General features: G+C 60.8%; 19 protein-coding genes, 1 tRNA gene and 1 other RNA gene. 13 read left to right on the forward strand and 8 right to left on the reverse strand.

What is annotated here, in order from left to right; genetic code table 11:
- Window positions 1-116: 116 nt before the first annotated feature.
- The gene (locus CJ178_RS22415; RefSeq protein WP_095887690.1) at window positions 117-683 is read left to right on the forward strand and encodes a DUF4190 domain-containing protein; all 567 of its coding nucleotides are present in this window, start codon (window positions 117-119) and stop codon (window positions 681-683) included.
- On the opposite strand, the gene CJ178_RS22420 is transcribed toward CJ178_RS22415, so the two are convergent.
- The 5 genes from CJ178_RS22420 to CJ178_RS22440 all read right to left on the reverse strand — a co-directional run bounded on the left by CJ178_RS22420 (window position 680) and on the right by CJ178_RS22440 (window position 4,661).
- Window positions 680-1,471 carry an EAL domain-containing protein gene (locus tag CJ178_RS22420; RefSeq protein WP_045066463.1) on the reverse strand — a complete coding sequence of 264 codons (792 nt, stop codon included), beginning with the start codon at window positions 1,469-1,471 and terminating at the stop codon, window positions 680-682. The two genes, CJ178_RS22415 and CJ178_RS22420, sit on opposite strands and share 4 nt — an antisense overlap.
- 185 nt (window positions 1,472-1,656) lie before the next feature.
- Window positions 1,657-2,604, reverse strand: a complete 948-nt coding sequence (gene gluQRS / locus CJ178_RS22425) for a tRNA glutamyl-Q(34) synthetase GluQRS (RefSeq protein WP_095887691.1) — start codon at window positions 2,602-2,604, stop codon at window positions 1,657-1,659.
- A complete protein-coding gene (locus CJ178_RS22430) occupies window positions 2,582-3,187 on the reverse strand; it encodes a TetR/AcrR family transcriptional regulator (protein WP_033235057.1) in 606 nt (201 codons plus the stop codon). The genes gluQRS and CJ178_RS22430 overlap by 23 nt, the downstream gene beginning before the upstream one ends.
- 52 nt (window positions 3,188-3,239) lie before the next feature.
- Complete coding sequence (locus tag CJ178_RS22435; protein ID WP_095887692.1) at window positions 3,240-3,800, reverse strand: TIGR03086 family metal-binding protein; 561 nt, start codon at window positions 3,798-3,800, stop codon at window positions 3,240-3,242.
- Window positions 3,801-3,986: 186 nt separating this feature from the next.
- Complete coding sequence (locus CJ178_RS22440) at window positions 3,987-4,661, reverse strand: response regulator transcription factor (protein ID WP_033235055.1); 675 nt, start codon at window positions 4,659-4,661, stop codon at window positions 3,987-3,989.
- Window positions 4,662-4,849: 188 nt separating this feature from the next.
- Here CJ178_RS22440 and CJ178_RS22445 point away from each other — a divergent pair, with 188 nt between their 5' ends.
- The 4 genes from CJ178_RS22445 to CJ178_RS22460 are packed head-to-tail and all read left to right on the forward strand — an operon-like array spanning window position 4,850 to window position 7,883.
- Window positions 4,850-5,158: a hypothetical protein gene (locus CJ178_RS22445; RefSeq protein ID WP_033235054.1), complete on the forward strand. Its 309-nt coding sequence runs from the start codon at window positions 4,850-4,852 to the stop codon at window positions 5,156-5,158.
- On the forward strand, window positions 5,159-6,907 hold the full coding sequence (locus tag CJ178_RS22450; RefSeq protein ID WP_095887693.1) for an alpha/beta hydrolase: 1,749 nt from the start codon (window positions 5,159-5,161) through the stop codon (window positions 6,905-6,907).
- Entirely contained in the window at window positions 6,904-7,473 is a 570-nt protein-coding gene (locus tag CJ178_RS22455; RefSeq protein ID WP_095887694.1) for a hypothetical protein, read from the forward strand. The genes CJ178_RS22450 and CJ178_RS22455 overlap by 4 nt, the downstream gene beginning before the upstream one ends.
- Complete coding sequence (locus tag CJ178_RS22460; RefSeq protein WP_033235052.1) at window positions 7,470-7,883, forward strand: YbaB/EbfC family nucleoid-associated protein; 414 nt, start codon at window positions 7,470-7,472, stop codon at window positions 7,881-7,883. Before CJ178_RS22455 ends, CJ178_RS22460 begins: the two co-directional genes overlap by 4 nt.
- A gap of 72 nt (window positions 7,884-7,955) precedes the next feature.
- Here the strand turns inward: CJ178_RS22460 and CJ178_RS22465 are convergent.
- Window positions 7,956-8,043: transfer RNA gene (locus CJ178_RS22465), tRNA-Ser, on the reverse strand.
- 135 nt (window positions 8,044-8,178) lie between these two features.
- On the opposite strand from CJ178_RS22465, the gene ffs reads away from it, so the two are divergent.
- From ffs to CJ178_RS22485, 4 genes are all read left to right on the forward strand, one after another.
- Window positions 8,179-8,278, forward strand: an RNA gene (gene ffs, locus CJ178_RS22470) — signal recognition particle sRNA small type.
- Window positions 8,279-8,320: 42 nt separating this feature from the next.
- Complete coding sequence (locus CJ178_RS22475; RefSeq protein WP_033235042.1) at window positions 8,321-9,613, forward strand: aminotransferase class I/II-fold pyridoxal phosphate-dependent enzyme; 1,293 nt, start codon at window positions 8,321-8,323, stop codon at window positions 9,611-9,613.
- Window positions 9,614-9,753: 140 nt separating this feature from the next.
- On the forward strand, window positions 9,754-11,055 hold the full coding sequence (locus tag CJ178_RS22480; RefSeq protein WP_095888100.1) for a glycosyltransferase 87 family protein: 1,302 nt from the start codon (window positions 9,754-9,756) through the stop codon (window positions 11,053-11,055).
- Window positions 11,056-11,073: 18 nt separating this feature from the next.
- Window positions 11,074-11,649, forward strand: a complete 576-nt coding sequence (locus tag CJ178_RS22485; protein WP_033235040.1) for an HhH-GPD-type base excision DNA repair protein — start codon at window positions 11,074-11,076, stop codon at window positions 11,647-11,649.
- Here CJ178_RS22485 and CJ178_RS22490 read toward each other — a convergent pair whose 3' ends face one another.
- Window positions 11,650-12,558 carry a LysR family transcriptional regulator gene (locus CJ178_RS22490; protein ID WP_095887695.1) on the reverse strand — a complete coding sequence of 303 codons (909 nt, stop codon included), beginning with the start codon at window positions 12,556-12,558 and terminating at the stop codon, window positions 11,650-11,652. It lies immediately after the preceding gene.
- A 101-nt stretch (window positions 12,559-12,659) separates the two neighbouring features.
- Between CJ178_RS22490 and CJ178_RS22495 the strand changes: the two genes are divergently transcribed.
- Window positions 12,660-13,712 carry a YeiH family protein gene (locus CJ178_RS22495; protein WP_095887696.1) on the forward strand — a complete coding sequence of 351 codons (1,053 nt, stop codon included), beginning with the start codon at window positions 12,660-12,662 and terminating at the stop codon, window positions 13,710-13,712.
- Window positions 13,713-13,718: 6 nt separating this feature from the next.
- On the opposite strand, the gene CJ178_RS22500 is transcribed toward CJ178_RS22495, so the two are convergent.
- Window positions 13,719-14,747, reverse strand: a complete 1,029-nt coding sequence (locus CJ178_RS22500; RefSeq protein ID WP_095887697.1) for an AraC family transcriptional regulator — start codon at window positions 14,745-14,747, stop codon at window positions 13,719-13,721.
- Between the two features lie 199 nt (window positions 14,748-14,946).
- Between CJ178_RS22500 and CJ178_RS22505 the strand changes: the two genes are divergently transcribed.
- The 3 genes from CJ178_RS22505 to CJ178_RS22515 are packed head-to-tail and all read left to right on the forward strand — an operon-like array spanning window position 14,947 to window position 17,937.
- Window positions 14,947-15,921, forward strand: coding sequence for a quinone oxidoreductase family protein (locus CJ178_RS22505; RefSeq protein WP_095888101.1), 975 nt, complete (start codon window positions 14,947-14,949; stop codon window positions 15,919-15,921).
- Between the two features lie 26 nt (window positions 15,922-15,947).
- The gene (locus CJ178_RS22510; RefSeq protein WP_095887698.1) at window positions 15,948-16,838 is read left to right on the forward strand and encodes a TauD/TfdA dioxygenase family protein; all 891 of its coding nucleotides are present in this window, start codon (window positions 15,948-15,950) and stop codon (window positions 16,836-16,838) included.
- 46 nt (window positions 16,839-16,884) lie between these two features.
- Window positions 16,885-17,937, forward strand: a complete 1,053-nt coding sequence (locus CJ178_RS22515) for a 3-keto-5-aminohexanoate cleavage protein (protein ID WP_033237424.1) — start codon at window positions 16,885-16,887, stop codon at window positions 17,935-17,937.
- Window positions 17,938-18,025: the final 88 nt, after the last annotated feature.

Here is an 18,025-nt window from a genome sequence, read left to right on the forward strand (position 1 = left end):
CCGGACACAGCATTCGAGTGTGACAGTGATTACGACCTTAACCGCCATAAGCGATAGATGTTGGTGTCACTTACGCCCTCGTGTGTTGATGTCACCTGTGGTTTAGGCTGCGTTTCATGACGAGTTCCGGGGAGAACGGCGAGATATCTCCCGATAAATACGTGCCTGAACCCGGATATGGCGAGGTTCCCAGCCTCCCGCAGGAAGGTTACGGAGAATCTGCGGGACAACAGGAGTCGTATTGGGAGATTCCGGCGACACCATCGCCAATCGAGCAGTACCCGGGTTATCCACCGCCGTCGTACACCCCGACCCCAGAGCCACAAGCGCAGTATCAACAACCGCAATACCAACAACCACCGCAGTACCAGCAGTACCAACAGCCGCCGCAGTACCAGCAGCCACCGCAGTACGGACCTCCCAGCCAGTTCGGTGGGTACGTGCAACCGGTGGGAACGAACGGCCTTGCGATCGCGTCATTGGTGACGGCGATAGTCGGCGGTTGCTTTTACGGACTCGGCGCGATTGTCGCGATAATTCTGGGCGTCGTCGCGCTCAATCAGATTAAACAAACAGGCCAGCAGGGGCGTGGGCTCGCGATTGCGGGTATTGCCGTCGGTGCCTCGGTTATCGCCATGTGGGTGATATTCGTGATTTTTATAGTGGCGGTGGGTTCCGTCTAACGCCAGCGTCGATGCTGCGCAGGTGATGCGACTGCGAGCGGCGGTTCCTGAATTGCCGTGGTGTGAGCATCGGCGGGGAGGGGTTTGCCGAAATAGTAACCCTGGCCTGTGGTGCATCCTGCGCGAGTGACGGCTGCTGCTTGTTCGGCAGTCTCGACGCCTTCGGCGATGGACTCCATTCCCAGTTTGTCGGCGATCGCGGCGATGGACTCCATCACGATGAATGCCCGCTCGGACGAGTGCTGCGCGTCGCTGAGAGCCCAGGTGAGGCTCTGGTCGATCTTCAGGATATCGAGTGGCAGTTCCGACAGAGCCGCAAAGGACGCAAAGCCGGCTCCGAAATCGTCGAGCGCTATCCGGATGCCTTCTTTGTGCAGCGTCGCCAGCGTAGCGGCGGCATTCTGGCCGACGACGCCCAGTTCGGTGACTTCTACGATGACTTTGTTGTGCGGGGTGCCGGAGCGGTCAAGGGTGTCGATTATTTCTCGGGCAGCATTGTCGGTCGACAGCTGGCGTGGCGAGAAATTCACCGCGATATTCAACTGATCATCCCAGTGGGAGATGTGTGCGCAGATCAAGTCGAGGGTTTGCAATCCGATGGGAATGATCAAGCCGGACAATTCAGCAGATCGCATGAAATCTTGTGGTTCGATGACTCCACGAAGGGGATGGCGCCAGCGTAGGAGTGCTTCGTAGCCGGTAACAGTCGAGGTTTCCAGGTGTACCTGGGGTTGGTACAGCACTTCGAATTGATGGTCGTCGAGTGCCTCGCGAAGCTCGCGAACCATGCGGATTCCTTTTCGTTCTGTTCCCGCCCTAACGCACTGCCGTGCGGTTGCCCTCCAGCGGGTGCTTTGGTCATGTCGAGGGCAAGCCCCGCTTGTAACCTGCCCAGGGCTCCTCGTCCTGGTTCCCTTCACCTATGCCGAAACGGTACTTCACTCCGCGGCAATTGCCAATGATTAACTATTGTCTAAGATCCCTTGACGGGATCCAGGGGATCGACAGCTGTGAAGATCCAGGGGTCGCCCGGAACCTTCTGTGGATCGAAGCGATCAGCCAATTCCGTCGGCGAAACTACTTCACCAGGTTCGGCCAATCCGACGCTCGACGCAATCAGAGTCAGAACTTCGGCTGGGGTGCGGCCGAGGTCGCGTTGATCGGAGAGCGTGACCGCCCCGTCCCGTTTGGCCAGACGCTTGCCTTCGGAATTGAGTGCGAGGGGGACATGGGCGTAGATCGGCGGTGTAATGGCCAGGAGTGTTGCCAGGTAGGCCTGGCGCGGTGCTGATGTCAGGAGGTCGTCGCCGCGGACAACCTGATCGACGTTCTGGGCGCCGTCGTCGACCACAACTGCCAAATTGTATGCGGGAACCCCGTCTCCGCGGAGTAGCACCACATCGTCGACCATTCCGGATATGTTGCCGTGCAACATATCTCGCACGGTGAATGACGTCGTCTCGGCACGCAGGCGCAGTGCGGGTTTACGGCCGGAGGCCAGCTTGACGGCTTGCTCGGAAGGAGTGAGATTCCGGCACGTTCCGGGGTAGGCGCCGTCCGGGGCGTGTGGCGCGGAGGGTGCCTGCTGAATTTCCTTGCGGGTGCAGAAGCACGGGTACGTCAGCCCGCGATCGGTCAGCGACGTGATCGCGTCCGCGTACCGCGGCAGTCGGTCGGACTGTTTGACGACGTCGCCGTCCCAGTCGAGGCCCAGCGCTCGCAGGTCACTCAGTTGGCGTTCCATGGCGCCTGGCCGCACACGATCCAGATCTTCGACGCGAATGAGAAAGTCGCGACCGGAGGTCCGGGCAAACAGCCAGGCAAGGAGGGCAGTGCGAAGGTTTCCCAGATGTAGATCGCCGGATGGGCTCGGTGCAAATCGTCCTGATCCCGGCACGTCAGCCCCTGGATACAAGAGCATCGGGAATTTCCATGTCGTGGAGGGTGAGCTTTATCTGACTCTCCAGGGCGTACTCGAGATAGTGCGGCGGATACATGCCGGGATTGCCTATCGCGTCGAGTGCGAGTCCGTCGACGGTTGCGAGGAGCAGCGCTGCGCGGGTTTCAGCTTCAGGCAATCTGATTCCGATCAGAACTGCGCAGATGCCGGTGCGAATAGTGAACAGCATCGTCCGCCGAATTTCCGCCAACGATTCGCTGGTGACAGCCCGGATGGCAAATGCGGCAAGGACGTGTGCTTCGCGCGTGCGCTGCTCGTCGAGGGGAAGCAGTTGTGACAAAGCCTGGAACAGCGCAACGTGCGGGTCGGTTCCGGCTGGGGATTGGGTGAGACGGCTCAGCATTCGCTCTGCCAGAGTGCGCAGAGCAAATGTGAGCATCTCGTCCTTGGTCGAGAAGTGGTGCTGCACGGCGCCGATCGAGACGTCGGCGCGCTTTGCCACCTCGCGCACACTCGCATTGTCGAGTCCTGATTCGGCGGCAACATCGAAAAGCGCCGTGGCCAGCAAGTCCGGGTTGGTGGCTGATTTCCGACGTTCAGGCATGCGACGGACATTACCCGCGTATCGAAGCAATCCGCACGTCAGGGGTGGTTTTTCAGACGGCCCTGCCGAGATATGCGAGGAGTTTGGTTGCTTTGTCGGCATCATCGGCAACCGGGATCTCGGGGCCGCACACCCCTGCCATACGAATGGAATCACCGAGGCCGGCAGCAATCTGTGACACCCAATCGACGTCCTTTTCCGGAATCGAGGTGTCGGTGCCCGTAGCGGCTGCAAGGTCCCAGCCGTGAATGACCAGATCGAAGCACAGAAAACCGTCGACGGTGGCTCCCAGGTTGGTGCGGCCGAAATGTCCGTCGTATTCGAGGGTCGATTTTTCCGGATCGTCGAGAATCGCCTGCATCGAATCGCGCACTGCTGCCCAGGCGGCGGACGGGTTGTCGTCGACGGACGGTCCCGGCGCCAATTCGAGGCCGACGACCTTGACCATGTCGCGTTCGCTGTCGATCACGTGCCGGACCACATCGCGAGCCGTCCACCCTTCGCACGGAGAGTTGTTGTCCCACCGGTCCTCAGGTACTGCGTCGATCCGCTGGGTGAAGCTGGCGCCGAGGTCACGGTAGCGATCTGCGGGGGAGATATCGGCTGTAGTCATGCCACTGATTCTTCAGGATGGGGCAGGGGCGGCGATTGGTTATTTCGGACATTTGCCGAGAACGTGACCACTGTCCCCGGGGCCGTGCCAGTCGGGAGCTTCACTACGCAGTAGTTCTCGCAGATACCAGCTCATTTCGCGAGCCTAGCCAGAGCTACCGACACCGTGGTTTTCCGATGATTCTTGTCAGTCGATCGGACCGAACCTGTATCCGAATCCGCGCACGGTCTTGATGTACTTGGGATTGGCCGGGTCGGATTCGATTTTCGACCGCAAGCTCTGAATATTGGCGTCGACGGCGCGAGTCTTGGTTGAATTCGTTTCACCCCACACCTTTGCGAGGAGCTGAGTTCGGGAGTAGACGTGGCCGGGGTGCATCGACATTTCGAGGAGCAGGCGCAATTCGGTTCGAGTGAGGTCGAGGCGTCGACGGCGGATGGTGGCGGTCATGGATCGGCGGTCGATCGTCAACTCGCCGTGGCGCTCTCGCTTGTCCGTCTGTGGGGTGGGCGTACTGCGGAGGAGGCTCGTTATCCGAGAATCGAGGCTGCGAGCGTCGAGTGGGTTGATGGCGAAATCCGACGCGACTTGTGGTGGTGCATCGTCGATGTCTTCGGGGGACTCGACGATCATGATGATCGGAATCTCGCTGCGGAGACGGATTTGGCGGGCGACCTCGAAGCCGTCGATGTCCGGGAGTGAAAGATCGAGAACGGCAACGTCGAAGCTGTCGGTGCCGAGTGCGTCGAGGCTGTTTCGTCCGGACGCGAACAGATGAACGGTGTGGCCGACGCGCTCGAGTTCGACGCCGAAGGTCTCCGCTAGCGCAGGCTGATCCGTCGCCGCGAGAATCACGCTCATGTAGTGCCGCCCTGTTGCTGCTCGTCTCGGTAACCCGTCAATACCGACTTCAGCCAGTGTCGCAGATCACTATCGGCCCGGCCACTTCGGGCACGAGGAGCGGGAACTGGCAGACAAGAACGACCAGGGTTCAGGCAATGCGCTGCTACGCTGCTTTTCGCACGTCGATACGTAGCCGGGGGGCTCAGGTGGGGAACGAAGTACTACAAGCAGACGCCGAGTCGCTACGGGCGTTGGCCGACGCGGTGAGAAACCAAGGAGCCGTGATTGCCGGCATCGACGTGTCGGGAATTCTCGCTGACGCGGCAGCGGCGATGCCCGATTCGGCGAGCGGCCCGGCCGCCGCGAGGGCCGGTGACCCGATTACCACCGGATACCGCGCTACCTCGGAGATGTTGACGTCGATGGCTGACGCTGCCCAATCCAGTGCGAGCAGCTACGACGCTGTCGAGGTCGCATTCCGGAACCGGCTGGCCACCTACCAAGCGGCCGTGTAGATGGCGACGATCTCCCAGGTCCGCGCCTGGGATCCGACTGGTTTAGCCGCCGCTGCAACGGCATTGGAGCAGAAGAACCGGGACTTCATGCACGCTGTGGGATCAGCGCATCGCGCGGTCGACTTCGCGCTCGATCAGTGGAAAGGCGAAGCCTCGGCTGCAGCGTCGGCGCGAGCCTTGGCTGACAGTATTGCCGCGACACATCTGACCACAGGAGTATTCGCCGAAGCCGACGCGTTGAGTGAAGCTGCTGCCGCGTTGGGGCCGGCGCGGGCGGCGGTGATCGACATTGCGGACAGTGCGATCGCCGAGGGCATGGCTGTCGCCGATGACGGTCGAGTGAGCGCACCTCGGTACGGAAGCGGTAACACTGCACTCGACATCTTGGGGCAGGCTGCGTTCGACGAGAAGGCGCACAGCTTCGAGGCGAGACTGGTTCCGGCCTTGCACATGGCGGGAAGCCTCGACGAGGGTGCTGCCGCGGCCTTGTCGAAGGCAGCAGGAGACCTCGCTGATCTCGCACAGTCCCCAAGCGCCCAGCAGACGATGAGCGCGGTGGTGGCCGCGATCCTCGACGGCAACGCCTTCCCCCCGGTCGGTGCGAGGGAGTTCAACGAATTCTGGGAATCGCTGTCCCCCAACGACAAAGATGCTCTCGCGGCGTTCGATCCGGGAATCGGGAACAGAGACGGGATGCCAGCCGTAGATCGCGATCATTTCAACCGGATCAACCTCGGCAACCTGCAGTCGTCGACGTCGACCGAACTCGCCGACCTCGACGGCAGGCACCCCGATTGGGCCAAGGGTCGCAACATTCCGTCGGATGCGGGCAGCGTGGACGAGGCGGACCAGCAGGCGCGCCGCGACTACGAGCGGTGGCAGCAGCAACGCGCGGACCTGCAGCAGCGTCTCGACGGTTACGGCGTCCTCGCCGACCAGATCGACCCCACTCTCGCCGAGGAGGGTGATTCGGAGAAGTATCTGCTCGGTGTCGACGACAAAGGTCGGGCCATCGTGGCACTGAATAATCCCGACACCGCGACGAACGTCGCAACGTTCGTACCTGGCACCGGCAGCCACCTGGGAACCATCGGCGGCGACATCGACCGCTCCCAAATGATGTTGGACTCGACGGAATACCAGCGACGGTTCGCGGGGCTCGAGGGATCGACCTCCGTGGTGACCTGGTACGGATACGATGCGCCGCAAACGATCCCGCAAGCAGGGCTCGACGGGTATGCCGATGGTGGGGCCGGATCGCTGGACCGGTTCCAAGATGGTCTCCGTGCATCCCACGACGGCACGCCTTCGCACAACACGGTTATCGGACACAGTTACGGATCGACCGTGATCGGCGCTGCGGCCTCGGGCGGACGATCGATCGACGCGAACGATCTGTTTTTCGTGGGTAGCCCCGGAGTGGGGATGGACCGGGTCGAGGGACTCTCCCTCGAGGGCATCGATCCCGGACATGTCGGCGGCCACGTATACGCCACCGCCGCGGCCAATGATCCGGTTCCGATGATTGGGGACGTGTTCGGCAGTCTCTCGCATGGCGCGAATCCCGCGAACGATCTTCCATTGATCGGATTCGGTGCCACCGTTGTCGAATCCGCACCCGGGACGGGGATCGACGCCGGTCTGCTGGGTGAGCTCCCCAGCCCGGCCGCGCACAGTGAGTACTGGGAAAACAACAATCCGGCTCTTGCCGGTATGGGCCATGTGATCGCCGGACTAGGAGCGCCATGACCAACGCAACTCGACGCCGTAAAGCATTCGGCTCGAGCAGTATCGCGGTGGCAGTGCTGCTGTCGGCGTGTACGACGACGGAGAACGGAAAAGTGACGGAAGCCGACATGAATCTGACCCGCCCGCAGGCCCAGGCCAAGGTGATCGAGTACCTGACCGAAACGATCGCGGCACTGCCGCCGGGTGCCTACCTGACGCGGTATTCCGAGCTGAACAAAAAAGTCACCCTCAGCCCGGGTGGCACCGTCCCGTGCAACGACAGCAATCTGTCGAAGGACACATCCGTGGACTACGGCGTGACGTATTTCCTCGAGTCTTCTGACGCTGCGAGCGTTCCAGGTTTCGGCGATACGATCCGCAATCTGTGGACTGAGCGGGGCTGGAAGTTTCGAACGTACGACTCCGCCGGGGACACGACGAGCACCGAAACCATTTTGCCGGATGGATATCGGATGGTCTTCGACGAGCATCCACGAGGAGCGGGCCTGAGCGGGTCGTCGCCGTGTTTCCCTCGACCCGAAGCGTCGGATCATCCGAACGCGCCCGTGCAGATCGATCAGCCATGACCGGGCCCGCATCCTCGTTTCCGGAGTTGACTGTCCTTGCCCGCCAAGTCGACATCGAGGTCGGGAAAGTTCGCGCCCGCGCAGATGCCGGAGGTGGTGCCGTCAGCGTCGAGGTCGACGCGTTCGGTGCGATTACCGACCTGCAACTGACTGAAAGTTGCCTCGGGGCCGGCGCCGCTGCACTCTCCGCCGCGATCACAGCGTCCCACCGAACCGCCTGCGCGGCAGCAGCGGCGGCCGCGCAGGAACTACGCGCGCCTCTCCTTCGCGACTCTCGCGTCGCCAGGGCAATGGAGGCGTTCAATCAGGTGCCGGCCGTACCCGAGACTCATCTGCTGCGACGAGCTGGCCGGGCACCGGTCGACGACGACCCGCCCTTCGGCGGCGGTTCGTTCATGCGACGTGCCTGAAACCCGGCAAAAAACGCTCGCAAAAAAGAACCCCCTGTGAACCGCTTCTCAGCAGTTCACAGGGGGTTCCTTTGGCGGAGGATAGGGGATTTGAACCCCTGAGGGCGTTAACCCAACCCGCGTTCCAGGCGAGCGCCATAGGCCACTAGGCGAATCCTCCGTGGAGAAGCATACCCAAGAGAACGACTGAAGCGTTAAACGGGTATCTGACCTGCGGCTATGTGGCGGCAATTCGGCTGCCGGCCGAAACGCGGCGGGTGGTGTCCCAAGGTTCCGGAAGGCCGTCTACACTGTTCATTGGATCCCGCGCGGCGCGCATCCTGTGAACTCCCCCAGGGCCGGAAGGCAGCAAGGGTCAACGGGCTCTGCCGGGTGCGCGGGGTCCTCTATTTTTTCACATATCCCGACCCCGCCTCGTCGGTGAAAGGCCGCTCCGGATGCCTATCCAAACCCAGATCGGGTTGATGAGCCATGAAGAACTCACCTCCGAGCATGAGAGTCAGAGCGCGAAGTACTCGCAGCTGCAGGCCCAGAAGCTCGTCCTCGATCTGACTCGCGGTAAGCCTTCGCCTGAGCAACTCGACCTTTCCGCAGCGTTGCTTGCGCTGCCGGGCGACGGTGATTTCCGTGACGGCAGTGGCACCGACTGCCGCAACTACGGTGGCTTGACGGGGCTGCCGGAACTGCGTGCGATTTTCGGTGAACTGCTGGGCATTCCTGTTGCCAACCTTCTTGCCGGCAACAACGCGAGCCTCGAGATCATGCACGACAACGTGGTGTTCTCACTTCTTCACGGCACTCCTGATTCGGCGCAGCCGTGGGCGCGCGAAGAGAAGATCAAGTTCCTCTGCCCGGCTCCGGGTTACGACCGCCACTTTGCGATCACCGAGTCGTTGGGCATCGAGATGATCGCGATCCCGATGAACCACGACGGTCCTGACGTCGCGAAGATCGCGGAACTGGTTGCCGCGGATCCGCAGATCAAGGGGATGTGGGTTGTTCCGGTGTACGCCAACCCGACCGGTGCGGTGTATTCGAAAGAAATCGTCTCCGAGCTGGCGTCGATGCCGGCCGCAGCGCCTGATTTCCGTTTGTACTGGGACAACGCGTACGCGGTTCACCCACTGTTCGGTGAGATCGCACCGTCGTACGACGTTCTGACGATGGCTGCAGAAGCCGGACATCCCAACCGTCCGCTGGTGTTCGCGTCGACGTCCAAGATCACCTTTGCCGGTGCCGGCGTCAGTTTCTTCGGTGCCTCTGCCGAGAACCTTGCGTGGTACCAGAAGTACCTCGGTAAGAAGAGTATCGGCCCGGACAAGATCAACCAGCTCCGCCACTTGCGATTCTTCGGTGATGCGGATGGCGTTCGCGCACACATGGAGAAGCATCGCGAATTGCTCGCGCCCAAGTTCGAGTTGGTTCTGAAGATCCTCGAGGATCGGTTGGGTGCGTCGAAGGTCGCGTCGTGGACCGAGCCGAAGGGCGGCTACTTCATCAGCCTCGACGTTGTCGACGGCACGGCAAAGCGCGTCATCGAACTCGCGAAGAATGCCGGTATTGCGCTCACTGCGGCCGGTTCTGCCTTCCCGTACAGCACGGATCCGGATGATCGGAACATTCGTCTGGCCCCGAGTTTCCCTTCACTCGGGGATCTCGAGGTAGCCATGGACGGTGTCGCGACGTGTGTCCTGTTGGCGGCAACAGAATCGCGTCTCACCGAAAGCTGAGTCGCCTGTGACGGCGCGCCCAAGTCGTGAGCGTCGGTCATCTCTTGTAGCGTTCGGTGCACCAGTTCCTGACATTGGCGCATATCCGGAGGTTGTACGTGGCGGGTGCAGTCAATGCTTCGGAAAGTGCTGTGGTGGAGATGAGTTCAGGGGCATCTGAATTACGACAGGCGACTCCGCAGCGAATAATGCGGGTCGGTGTGATCGGCTTTGTCGTTCTCGTGGTGCTTGCTGTTGCTTCAGTCCTGATGGTTCTGTTCGGTGTTCCGATGGATGTGATCTATTGGGGCATTTTCCACAATTTCCTCGATCTTGACGTCTACCGCCACGGCGGCAGTTTTGTGGTGCAGGGACTGCCGTTGTACGACGGTCCGGTTCTGCAGGGAATGATGTTCACGTACACCCCGTTCGCGGGGATCCTGTTCACGGTGTGGGCGGTGCTCACGTTTCAACAGGCGATCGTCGTGTGGACGGTTCTCAACGTTCTCGCGCTTTTTGCGGTGGTCGTGCTGTGCTGGAAATATCTCGGCTACCGCCTCGGCGTCAAGACGTATGCGGTGAGCGCGTTGGCCACGGTCATTTTCCTGTTCATGGAACCGGTACGCACGACGCTGTGGCTCGGGCAGATCAACATTTTCCTGCTGCTGTTGATCGTGTGGGATTTGGGCCGGGACGAAAAAAGTCGCCTTCGGGGTATCGGCGCCGGGATCGCGGCGGGGGTCAAACTGACTCCGGCGTTCTTCTGGGCGTACCTGTTCATCACGAAGCAGTGGCGCGCCTTGGTGACTGCGGTGATCACGTTCGCCGCGACGGTGGCTTTGGGTTTCATCGTGATGTACAACGACGCGTTGACCTACTGGACCGGCACGCTCTTCGACAGCGATCGGGTGGGACGTACCGACTCACCGAGTAATCAGTCGGTGTCGGGTTTGATCGCTCAGTTGACGCATACGCCGACGCCGTCGAAAGTGCTCGTTCTCGGGTGCAGCGTGGTGGCCGTGTGTCTCGGACTGGGAGCTGCGTGGATGGCTCACCGCAGGGGGCAGAAGTTGCTCGGGCTGACCATGACCGGGCTCACCGCCACAACCGTGTCCCCCTTCTCGTGGGGTCACCACTGGGTGTGGTTTGTTCCGCTGGTGATCCTGGCTTCTCACTACGCGATGGCGTCGAAGAAGATCTGGGCTTGGGTCGTGCCGATCGTGTTCCTCCTACCCGTCCTGAACTGGTCGCACACGTGGCCGATACCCGCGGCGGATATGCAGGGCACCGACCGCTTTATCGGCATGGGAATGTTTATGTTGCCCTCGCCCGACTACCTGCGAATCGCCATGGTGGCTGTCTATCTGTGGGTGTTTGTCGTGGCCGCTGCCATGACGCTGATCGTGTTCGGTTGGAAGAAATGGACAGTGCCGAATCTGGAAGCTGCAGACACACCGGCCTGACATGGCAGGATCGGATGTATGGCACTTCATCTGAATCTCGTCGGCGACCCCGAAGCGGATGCTCTCCTCTCGGAGGACCCGTTGGCCTTGTTGCTCGGAATGTTGCTCGACCAGCAGGTTCCGATGGAGACGGCATTTCTGGGGCCGAAGAAGCTCGCGGATCGCATGGACGGTCTCGACGTCCGTCGCATCGCGGAGATGGACACGGACGCGTTCATCGAGATTTGCGCGCAGACGCCGGCAGTCCATCGTTTCCCGAAGTCGATGGGCGAACGCATCCAATCCGTGTGCCAGTTCATCGTCGAAAAGTACGACGGTGACACCGCTGCGATCTGGACGTCGGGTGATCCGAACGGCAAGGAAGTGCTCAAACGACTCAAGGCGCTGCCCGGCTACGGCGATCAGAAGGCCCGAATCTTCTTGGCGCTGCTGGGCAAACAAATCGGGGTCCAGCCTGACGGTTGGCGCGAAGCAGCTGGGGATTACGGACTCGACGGGTCACGGCGGTCCATAGCCGACGTGGTCGACGAGCAGACGCTCCTCGAGGTCCGCGAGTTCAAGAAAGCCGCCAAGGCTGCAGCAAAGGCAAAATAGTCAGCCGAACTGCGTACTACTCGCCCGCACCAGCTTCACCAAGTCGCCTGCCGGCCCTTCGAGTTGTCGCGGCGGCCGCCAGACGGCTCGCAAGGTGCGTGCGAGGTCGAGGCCGTCCACCTGGACAACCCGAAGGTCACCCGATTTCACCTGTTCACTGACTGCAAGAGTGCTCAGCACTGCCGGTCCGACACCGCCGAGGACGCTGGTGCGGATGGCGGCCGAGCTACCGAGCTCGAGCAGGGGCGTCGCGCGCTCGTACTCCGAAAGCGCAACATCGAGAGTGGTCCGAGTACCAGATCCTGGCTCGCGGACCAGCAACGGCGTCATGGCCAGTTCGCCGATGGTGAGAGGTTTACGCCGACGCGCCCACGCGTGATCGGGATCGACAACGACCACGAGTGAATCGCGGGCGACGGTGATGCTGTGTAGGTGCCTCGGCACAGTCGGGGATTCGACAAATCCGAGATCGCACATTCCCACGTCGATCGCTTCGATGACACGCGTCGAGTTGTAGACCTGCAGATGCACTGTGACGTCGGGGTGTAACCCACGAAAAGTGCCCAGCCACGCCGGAATCAGATGTTCGGCAACAGTCATGCTGGCGCAGACCGTCAACTCCGCCGATCGCTCGGTCCGCATTCCTTCGGCCACGTCGAGTAGCTGTGTCGAATTGGCCAGGACACGCCGGGCCCAATGGACGATGACGGTGCCTTGCGGAGTTAACGTCGCCCCGGTCGATTTTCGGTGGATCAGGGGCATACCGAGTTGGCGTTCCAGCGCTTTGATCGCACGGCTGGCGTTGGGTTGCGCGATATGCGCGAGACGGCTTGCAGCGCTGAGGCTTCCGTGATCATCGACGCCGACCAGTAGCTCGAGTGTGGTGAGGTCCGGCCAGCGTCGGGTCATGCGTTCAGGCTATACCCAATTACCCGGACATATCGTATTGATATGCCGTGATAGCAGAAATCGAGCTACCGCACCAATGATTTCTGACGGACTCTGGACGAGTGAACAGCGATGTGAAGTCCGTGGTCGACAAACCGGCCGTTGCCTCGCCGGCGCCTGTGCGGCGGTGGGCGAGTATCACTGCGCTCGTGCCCGGAGTGGCCCTGTGCGCCGTCGGTGCGGCAATCGCGCTGGGGGTCGGGCGGCTCTTTTCCGCTGTCAGCCCGCTGCTGATTGCCATCGTCGCCGGTGCGATCGTGGCGAATCTTGTCACCCTGCCTGCGAAATTCCATCCGGGACTGACATTTTCGTCTAAACGGCTGCTGCGAATCGGAATCGCATTGCTCGGTCTGCAGTTGATGTTCAGCGACATCGTCGGTCTCGGCTGGGGTGTGATCGCCGTCGTCGTGGCGATCGTTGTTCTTGGCATCGCCGGAACAATGTATGCCGGAAAGCTTTTGGGTCTGTCGTGGACACAGCGAATTCTGATTGCGTGCGGCTTCTCGATCTGCGGCGCCGCGGCTGTGGCCGCCGCGGATGGCGTGGTGAATGCAAAAGAAGAAGAGTTACTTACTGCGGTAGCGCTGGTGGTGATCTTCGGAACGTTGATGATTCCGGCAATTCCGTTGTTGGCGAGGAGTTTCGGACTCGATGACGTCAGCGCGGGCATGTGGGCCGGTGGGTCGATTCACGAGGTTGCGCAGGTTGTTGCCGCCGGCAGTGCTCTCGGTGCCACCGCATTGGGTGTTGCCACCATCGTAAAACTCGCGCGTGTACTGATGCTGGCGCCCGTCATGGCGTTCCTGAGTATCCGTCAACGTGCGATGTCCGACAATTCGAATCTCCAGGTGAAGCGGCCACCGCTGGTGCCCCTGTTCACGTTGGCCTTCATCGCATTCATGGGGCTGCGCTCAACGGGGATTCTCCCGGAAGAGGTTCTCGGCGTGGCGAAGACGGTGCAAACCGCATTGTTGGCGGCAGCGATGTTTGCCCTCGGGCTCGGTGTGCGATTGAGTGTGATCCGCGGCGTCGGAGTGCGCCCATTCGTGTTGGCTGCATTGTCGACGGTCTGGGTGGCCCTGATCGCCTTGGTCGGTGTTGTGCTGGTCAGCTGATCGTTCTCACCCTTGGCGCTGGGCTTTCCAGTCGCTGGGGCTCATCGAAAACTGCGTGCGAAACCACCGCGAGAAACTGCCTTGAGTAGAAAATCCGAGGTGCACGGCAACGTCGGTCAACGAATAGCGTGGGTTCGACACCAAGCGTTGCGCGAGGCTACTGCGTACCGAATTGAGAACAGCCGTGAAGGTATCACCCGATTCTGCTAGATGGCGGTGCAGGGTTCGCCGATCGAAGCCGAGGCTCCGAGCCACATGTTCGACGGAGCATCGTCCGGTGGGGAGCAGCACTTCGATCAATTCCCTTGTGCGGCTGAGGGTATCGGAGGAATCTGCGGCGGGAAGCGAGTCGAGGAATGCTCGTGCATATGGGCGAAGTAACTCATCAGCCAGTTCGTTGCGGGCATCTAGATCGCTCGCATAGAACACGATTCCGGTGAACTCGTGATCGAAGTCCACCGCGTTGCCGAGAATTCGTCGATGTGTACTGGTGTCTTGCGGAGCGCTGTGTGTGAATCCGACGCTCACCGGATGCCAGGCAGGCCCGAGAAAGCTCCGCAGGATCTGCACGGTTGCGCCGACGGCGAGTTCGACGGTCTGCCTGGTGTCGACCGAGTCTGCGGTTGGCCTCGAATTGGCAGGATCGCCGACTTCCAGGCCGATGCGCAGGGTGGCCAATCCGCTGACTTCGGTGAGACGGATGCGCAGTGCCTCGTTGTAGGTGTGCTCGTACCGGATCAGGACGTCCAGTGCGCTCCTGACGTCGGGTTCTTCCCTGATGACCAGGCTGAGCGGCCCGAGATTGGACAGCCTGCGGAGTTCGGCAAGGAGGAGGCCGAAATCTTCGCGCCCGGATTCCGTTGCGGACAGTTCGAGGAGCGCGGCAATCGAGGCTGCTGGCACCCACTGATCGGGGTTGGCCAGGCTTGCCGGAGCGAGGCCGACGCTCCTCATCAGGTCGACGGCATCGATGTGGACCGAGCGACACAGGTCGACGTAGCGGTTGAGCGACGCATAGCGGGCGAGTGGCTTCACGAGGTTCCTTAGTTCTTGACTTAATGTCCCGAAATGTTGTGCTGCGTGTCTCGTACAGTTAAGCATGTGAGCCGGATCTCACCTAGTGTTGTTCACATCAGATCGCGACCCCGGAGTCGAAAGTAACTTCTGGAAGTTGTTGCGTACGAACATAGCTCGACCGAATTTGTCGAGTATGCCCACAGAATTGGAGAGCATCGTGGCACACGCCATTCGATTCCATGAGATCGGTACCCCGTCTGTCATGCGTTGGGAAGAGGTCGAGGTAGGTCAGCCAGGTGCTGGCGAGGTCCGGATTCGCCACGGCGCCGTCGGACTCAACTTCGCCGACACGTACTTCAGAAGTGGCCTCTACCCTGCGCAATTGCCCGCCGGTATGGGCGTCGAGGGTGCCGGAACTATCGAGGCGGTCGGTGCGGGAGTTGCCGATTTCAGTGTGGGGGATCGGGTGACCTACACCGGCAGTCCGCTCGGGGCGTACAGCACCGAGCGCATCATGCCGGCTGCCGACCTGATCGCGTTGCCCGACGGTATCGATTTCGAGACGGCAGCAGCGATGACCATGCGCGGCCTCACGGCGGCTTACCTTCTGCGCCGCATCTACCCGCTGAAGGCAGGGGATACCGTTCTGCTGCACGCTGCTGCAGGTGGAGTTGGTTTGATCTTCACTCAGTGGGCGAAGCTGCTGGGCATCAAGGTGATCGGGACTGTTTCCACAGACGAGAAGGCAGCTGTTGCCCTGGCGCACGGGTGCGACGAGGTCATCATCTACACCCGCGAGGATGTTGTTGCGCGGGTCAGGGAGATCACCGGTGGTGTCGGTGTACCGGTTGTCTACGACAGCATCGGGCAGTCCACGTTCGAGGTCTCACTCGACTCCTTGGCACGCCGAGGGCTGATGGTGTGCTTCGGAACCGCGTCAGGGCCGACGCCGCCGATCAACGCAATGCAGTTGGCGGTCAAGGGATCTCTTTTTGTCACTCGACCGGCCTTGGCCGACTACATCGCCGATCCGGCGGAGCGCGCCGAATTGGCCGCCGAACTCTTCTCACACGTCGAAGAGGGGCGGATCAAGATCGGAATCAATCAGCGGTATGAACTCGAAGATGCGGTGCGTGCGCACCACGATCTGGAATCCGGCCGCAGTATCGGTTCCTCCGTCTTTACCGTCTGACGCCATCCGTCGAAAGGGGAATCGTCATGAATAACACTGCAACGCTGGTTGATACGGCTACCAGGTCGATCACCGTCGAGAAGCTGACCTGCTCCATCGGTGCCGAACTGTCCGGAGTGGACCTCGGCGTTGTCGCTCGCGACGACGCTTTGTTCGCCGAAATCAAATCGCTCCTGCTCGAGCACAAGGTTCTGTTCTTCCGTGACCAGGACTTCAGCCGGGCGCAGCACGTAGAACTGGCACAACGCTTCGGCGACCTCGAGGATCATCCCGCGCTGGGTAGCGATCCCGACCATCCCGGGCTGGTCCGCATCTACAAAGACCTCGACAGTCCGCCGGAGCATTTCGAGAATGCCTATCACTGCGACGCGACGTGGCGCGTGAATCCACCGATGGGATGCGTACTCCGTTGTGTGGAAACACCACCCGTCGGAGGTGACACCATCTGGGTGAACATGGCACTGGCATACGACAATCTGCCTGCCGGCATCAAGGACCAGATCAAGGACCTCAAAGCCCGGCACAGTATCGAGTCGAGCTTCGGTGCCAGGATGCCGATCGAACAGCGCCATCAGCTCAAGGAGCGCTTTCCGGACGCCGAACATCCCGTTGTGCGAACGCATCCCGAGACCGGCGAGAAGATTCTTTTTGTCAATTCGTTTGCGACGCACCTCGTCAATTACCACACACCGGAGAACATTCGATACGGCATCGACTTCGCTCCTGGCTCGAGTAACTTGCTCAACTACCTCGCAAGCCAGGCCCAGATTCCCGAGTATCAGGTTCGGTGGCGCTGGACCGAGAACAGCGTCGCAATCTGGGACAACCGTTCAACGCAACACTATGCAGTGCAGGACTATTGGCCTGCAGTTCGAAAGATGGAACGCGCCGGAATAGTCGGCGACGCACCGTTCTGATCGTCCCCCCCTTCTTTCTCAGCTCTCATCTGATTGGAGTTTTGTTATGCATTTTCACGATGATGCCTTGTTCCCGGAGGTTCAGGAGAAGCTTGTGATTACGGTTGCGCCGTATGGTCCGGAGTGGGAGCCGGACGATTTTGCGGAGGATCTGCCGTTGACGATGGACGAGCATGTTCAGACTGCGGTGGATTGCTACAACGCGGGTGCGACGGTGTTGCATATTCATGTTCGTGAGCTTGACGGTAAGGGTTCGAAGCGGCTTTCGAAGTTCAACGAGTTGTTGGGCCGTTTGCGTGAGGCTGTGCCGGAGATGATTTTGCAGGTGGGTGGGTCGATTTCGTTTGCGCCGGAAGGTGAAGGTGCGGATGCGAAGTGGCTTTCCGATGATGTGCGGCATATGTTGGCGACGTTGGATCCGGCTCCGGATCAGGTGACGATTGCGATCAATACGTCGCAGATGAACATCATGGAGTTGATGACCCCGGATGATATTGCGGGGACGTCGATGGAGCGTCCGGAGTTGGCGAATACGTATCGGGAGATGACGGTTCCGGCGGGTCCGGAGTGGGTGGCGGAGCATTTGCGTCGGTTGCAGGAGGCGGGTATTCAGCCGCATTTCCAGCTCTCGAGTATTCCGCAGCTCGAGACGGTGGAGCGGTTGATCCGTCGGGGGATCTACACGGGTCCGGTGAATTTGACGTGGGTGGCGATCGGTGGTGGGTTCGACGGTCCGAATCCGTACAACATGATGAATTTCGTTTCGCGGGTTCCTGATGGTGCGTGTCTGACGCTCGAGACGTTGATGCGCAGTGTGTTGCCGGTGAACACGATGGCGATCGCGATGGGGTTGCATGCGCGGTGCGGTAACGAGGACACGATTTGGGGCCGTAAGGGCGAGAAGATGACGTCGGTGCAGCAGATCGAGCAGTTGGTGCGTATTGCGGGTGAGTTGGGCCGTGAGGTGGCTACGGGTAAGGAAGCTCGCGATATTTATCGGATCGGTCAGAGGTATGCCGATACCGATGAGACGTTGGCGAAGTTGGGTTATGCGCCGAATCGTCGGCCGGGTCAGTTGGGTTTCACCCACCACGCCTGACAATAATTCTCAGGGGGCATGAGCTGAGACAGTTCATGCCCCCGAGTCATCCCCAGAATTTGTTGATACATAATTTCCGAACCTTTTG

The organism is Rhodococcus sp. ACPA4 (assembly GCF_002300185.1).
Lineage (GTDB): Bacteria > Actinomycetota > Actinomycetes > Mycobacteriales > Mycobacteriaceae > Rhodococcus_F > Rhodococcus_F globerula.

What these genes read in the sequence shown, in the direction of transcription:
- CJ178_RS22450 (WP_095887693.1), top strand. Translation starts at nt 5,159, where the DNA reads ATGGCGACGATCTCCCAGGTCCGCGCCTGGGATCCGACTGGTTTAGCC.
- CJ178_RS22455 (WP_095887694.1), top strand. Translation starts at nt 6,904, where the DNA reads ATGACCAACGCAACTCGACGCCGTAAAGCATTCGGCTCGAGCAGTATC.
- CJ178_RS22415 (WP_095887690.1), top strand. Translation starts at nt 117, where the DNA reads ATGACGAGTTCCGGGGAGAACGGCGAGATATCTCCCGATAAATACGTG.
- CJ178_RS22475 (WP_033235042.1), top strand. Translation starts at nt 8,321, where the DNA reads ATGCCTATCCAAACCCAGATCGGGTTGATGAGCCATGAAGAACTCACC.
- CJ178_RS22420 (WP_045066463.1), bottom strand. Translation starts at nt 1,471, where the DNA reads ATGGTTCGCGAGCTTCGCGAGGCACTCGACGACCATCAATTCGAAGTG.
- CJ178_RS22430 (WP_033235057.1), bottom strand. Translation starts at nt 3,187, where the DNA reads ATGCCTGAACGTCGGAAATCAGCCACCAACCCGGACTTGCTGGCCACG.
- CJ178_RS22515 (WP_033237424.1), top strand. Translation starts at nt 16,885, where the DNA reads ATGCATTTTCACGATGATGCCTTGTTCCCGGAGGTTCAGGAGAAGCTT.
- CJ178_RS22460 (WP_033235052.1), top strand. Translation starts at nt 7,470, where the DNA reads ATGACCGGGCCCGCATCCTCGTTTCCGGAGTTGACTGTCCTTGCCCGC.
- gluQRS (WP_095887691.1), bottom strand. Translation starts at nt 2,604, where the DNA reads ATGCTCTTGTATCCAGGGGCTGACGTGCCGGGATCAGGACGATTTGCA.
- CJ178_RS22510 (WP_095887698.1), top strand. Translation starts at nt 15,948, where the DNA reads ATGAATAACACTGCAACGCTGGTTGATACGGCTACCAGGTCGATCACC.
- CJ178_RS22490 (WP_095887695.1), bottom strand. Translation starts at nt 12,558, where the DNA reads ATGACCCGACGCTGGCCGGACCTCACCACACTCGAGCTACTGGTCGGC.
- CJ178_RS22480 (WP_095888100.1), top strand. Translation starts at nt 9,754, where the DNA reads ATGAGTTCAGGGGCATCTGAATTACGACAGGCGACTCCGCAGCGAATA.
- CJ178_RS22440 (WP_033235055.1), bottom strand. Translation starts at nt 4,661, where the DNA reads ATGAGCGTGATTCTCGCGGCGACGGATCAGCCTGCGCTAGCGGAGACC.
- CJ178_RS22485 (WP_033235040.1), top strand. Translation starts at nt 11,074, where the DNA reads ATGGCACTTCATCTGAATCTCGTCGGCGACCCCGAAGCGGATGCTCTC.
- CJ178_RS22435 (WP_095887692.1), bottom strand. Translation starts at nt 3,800, where the DNA reads ATGACTACAGCCGATATCTCCCCCGCAGATCGCTACCGTGACCTCGGC.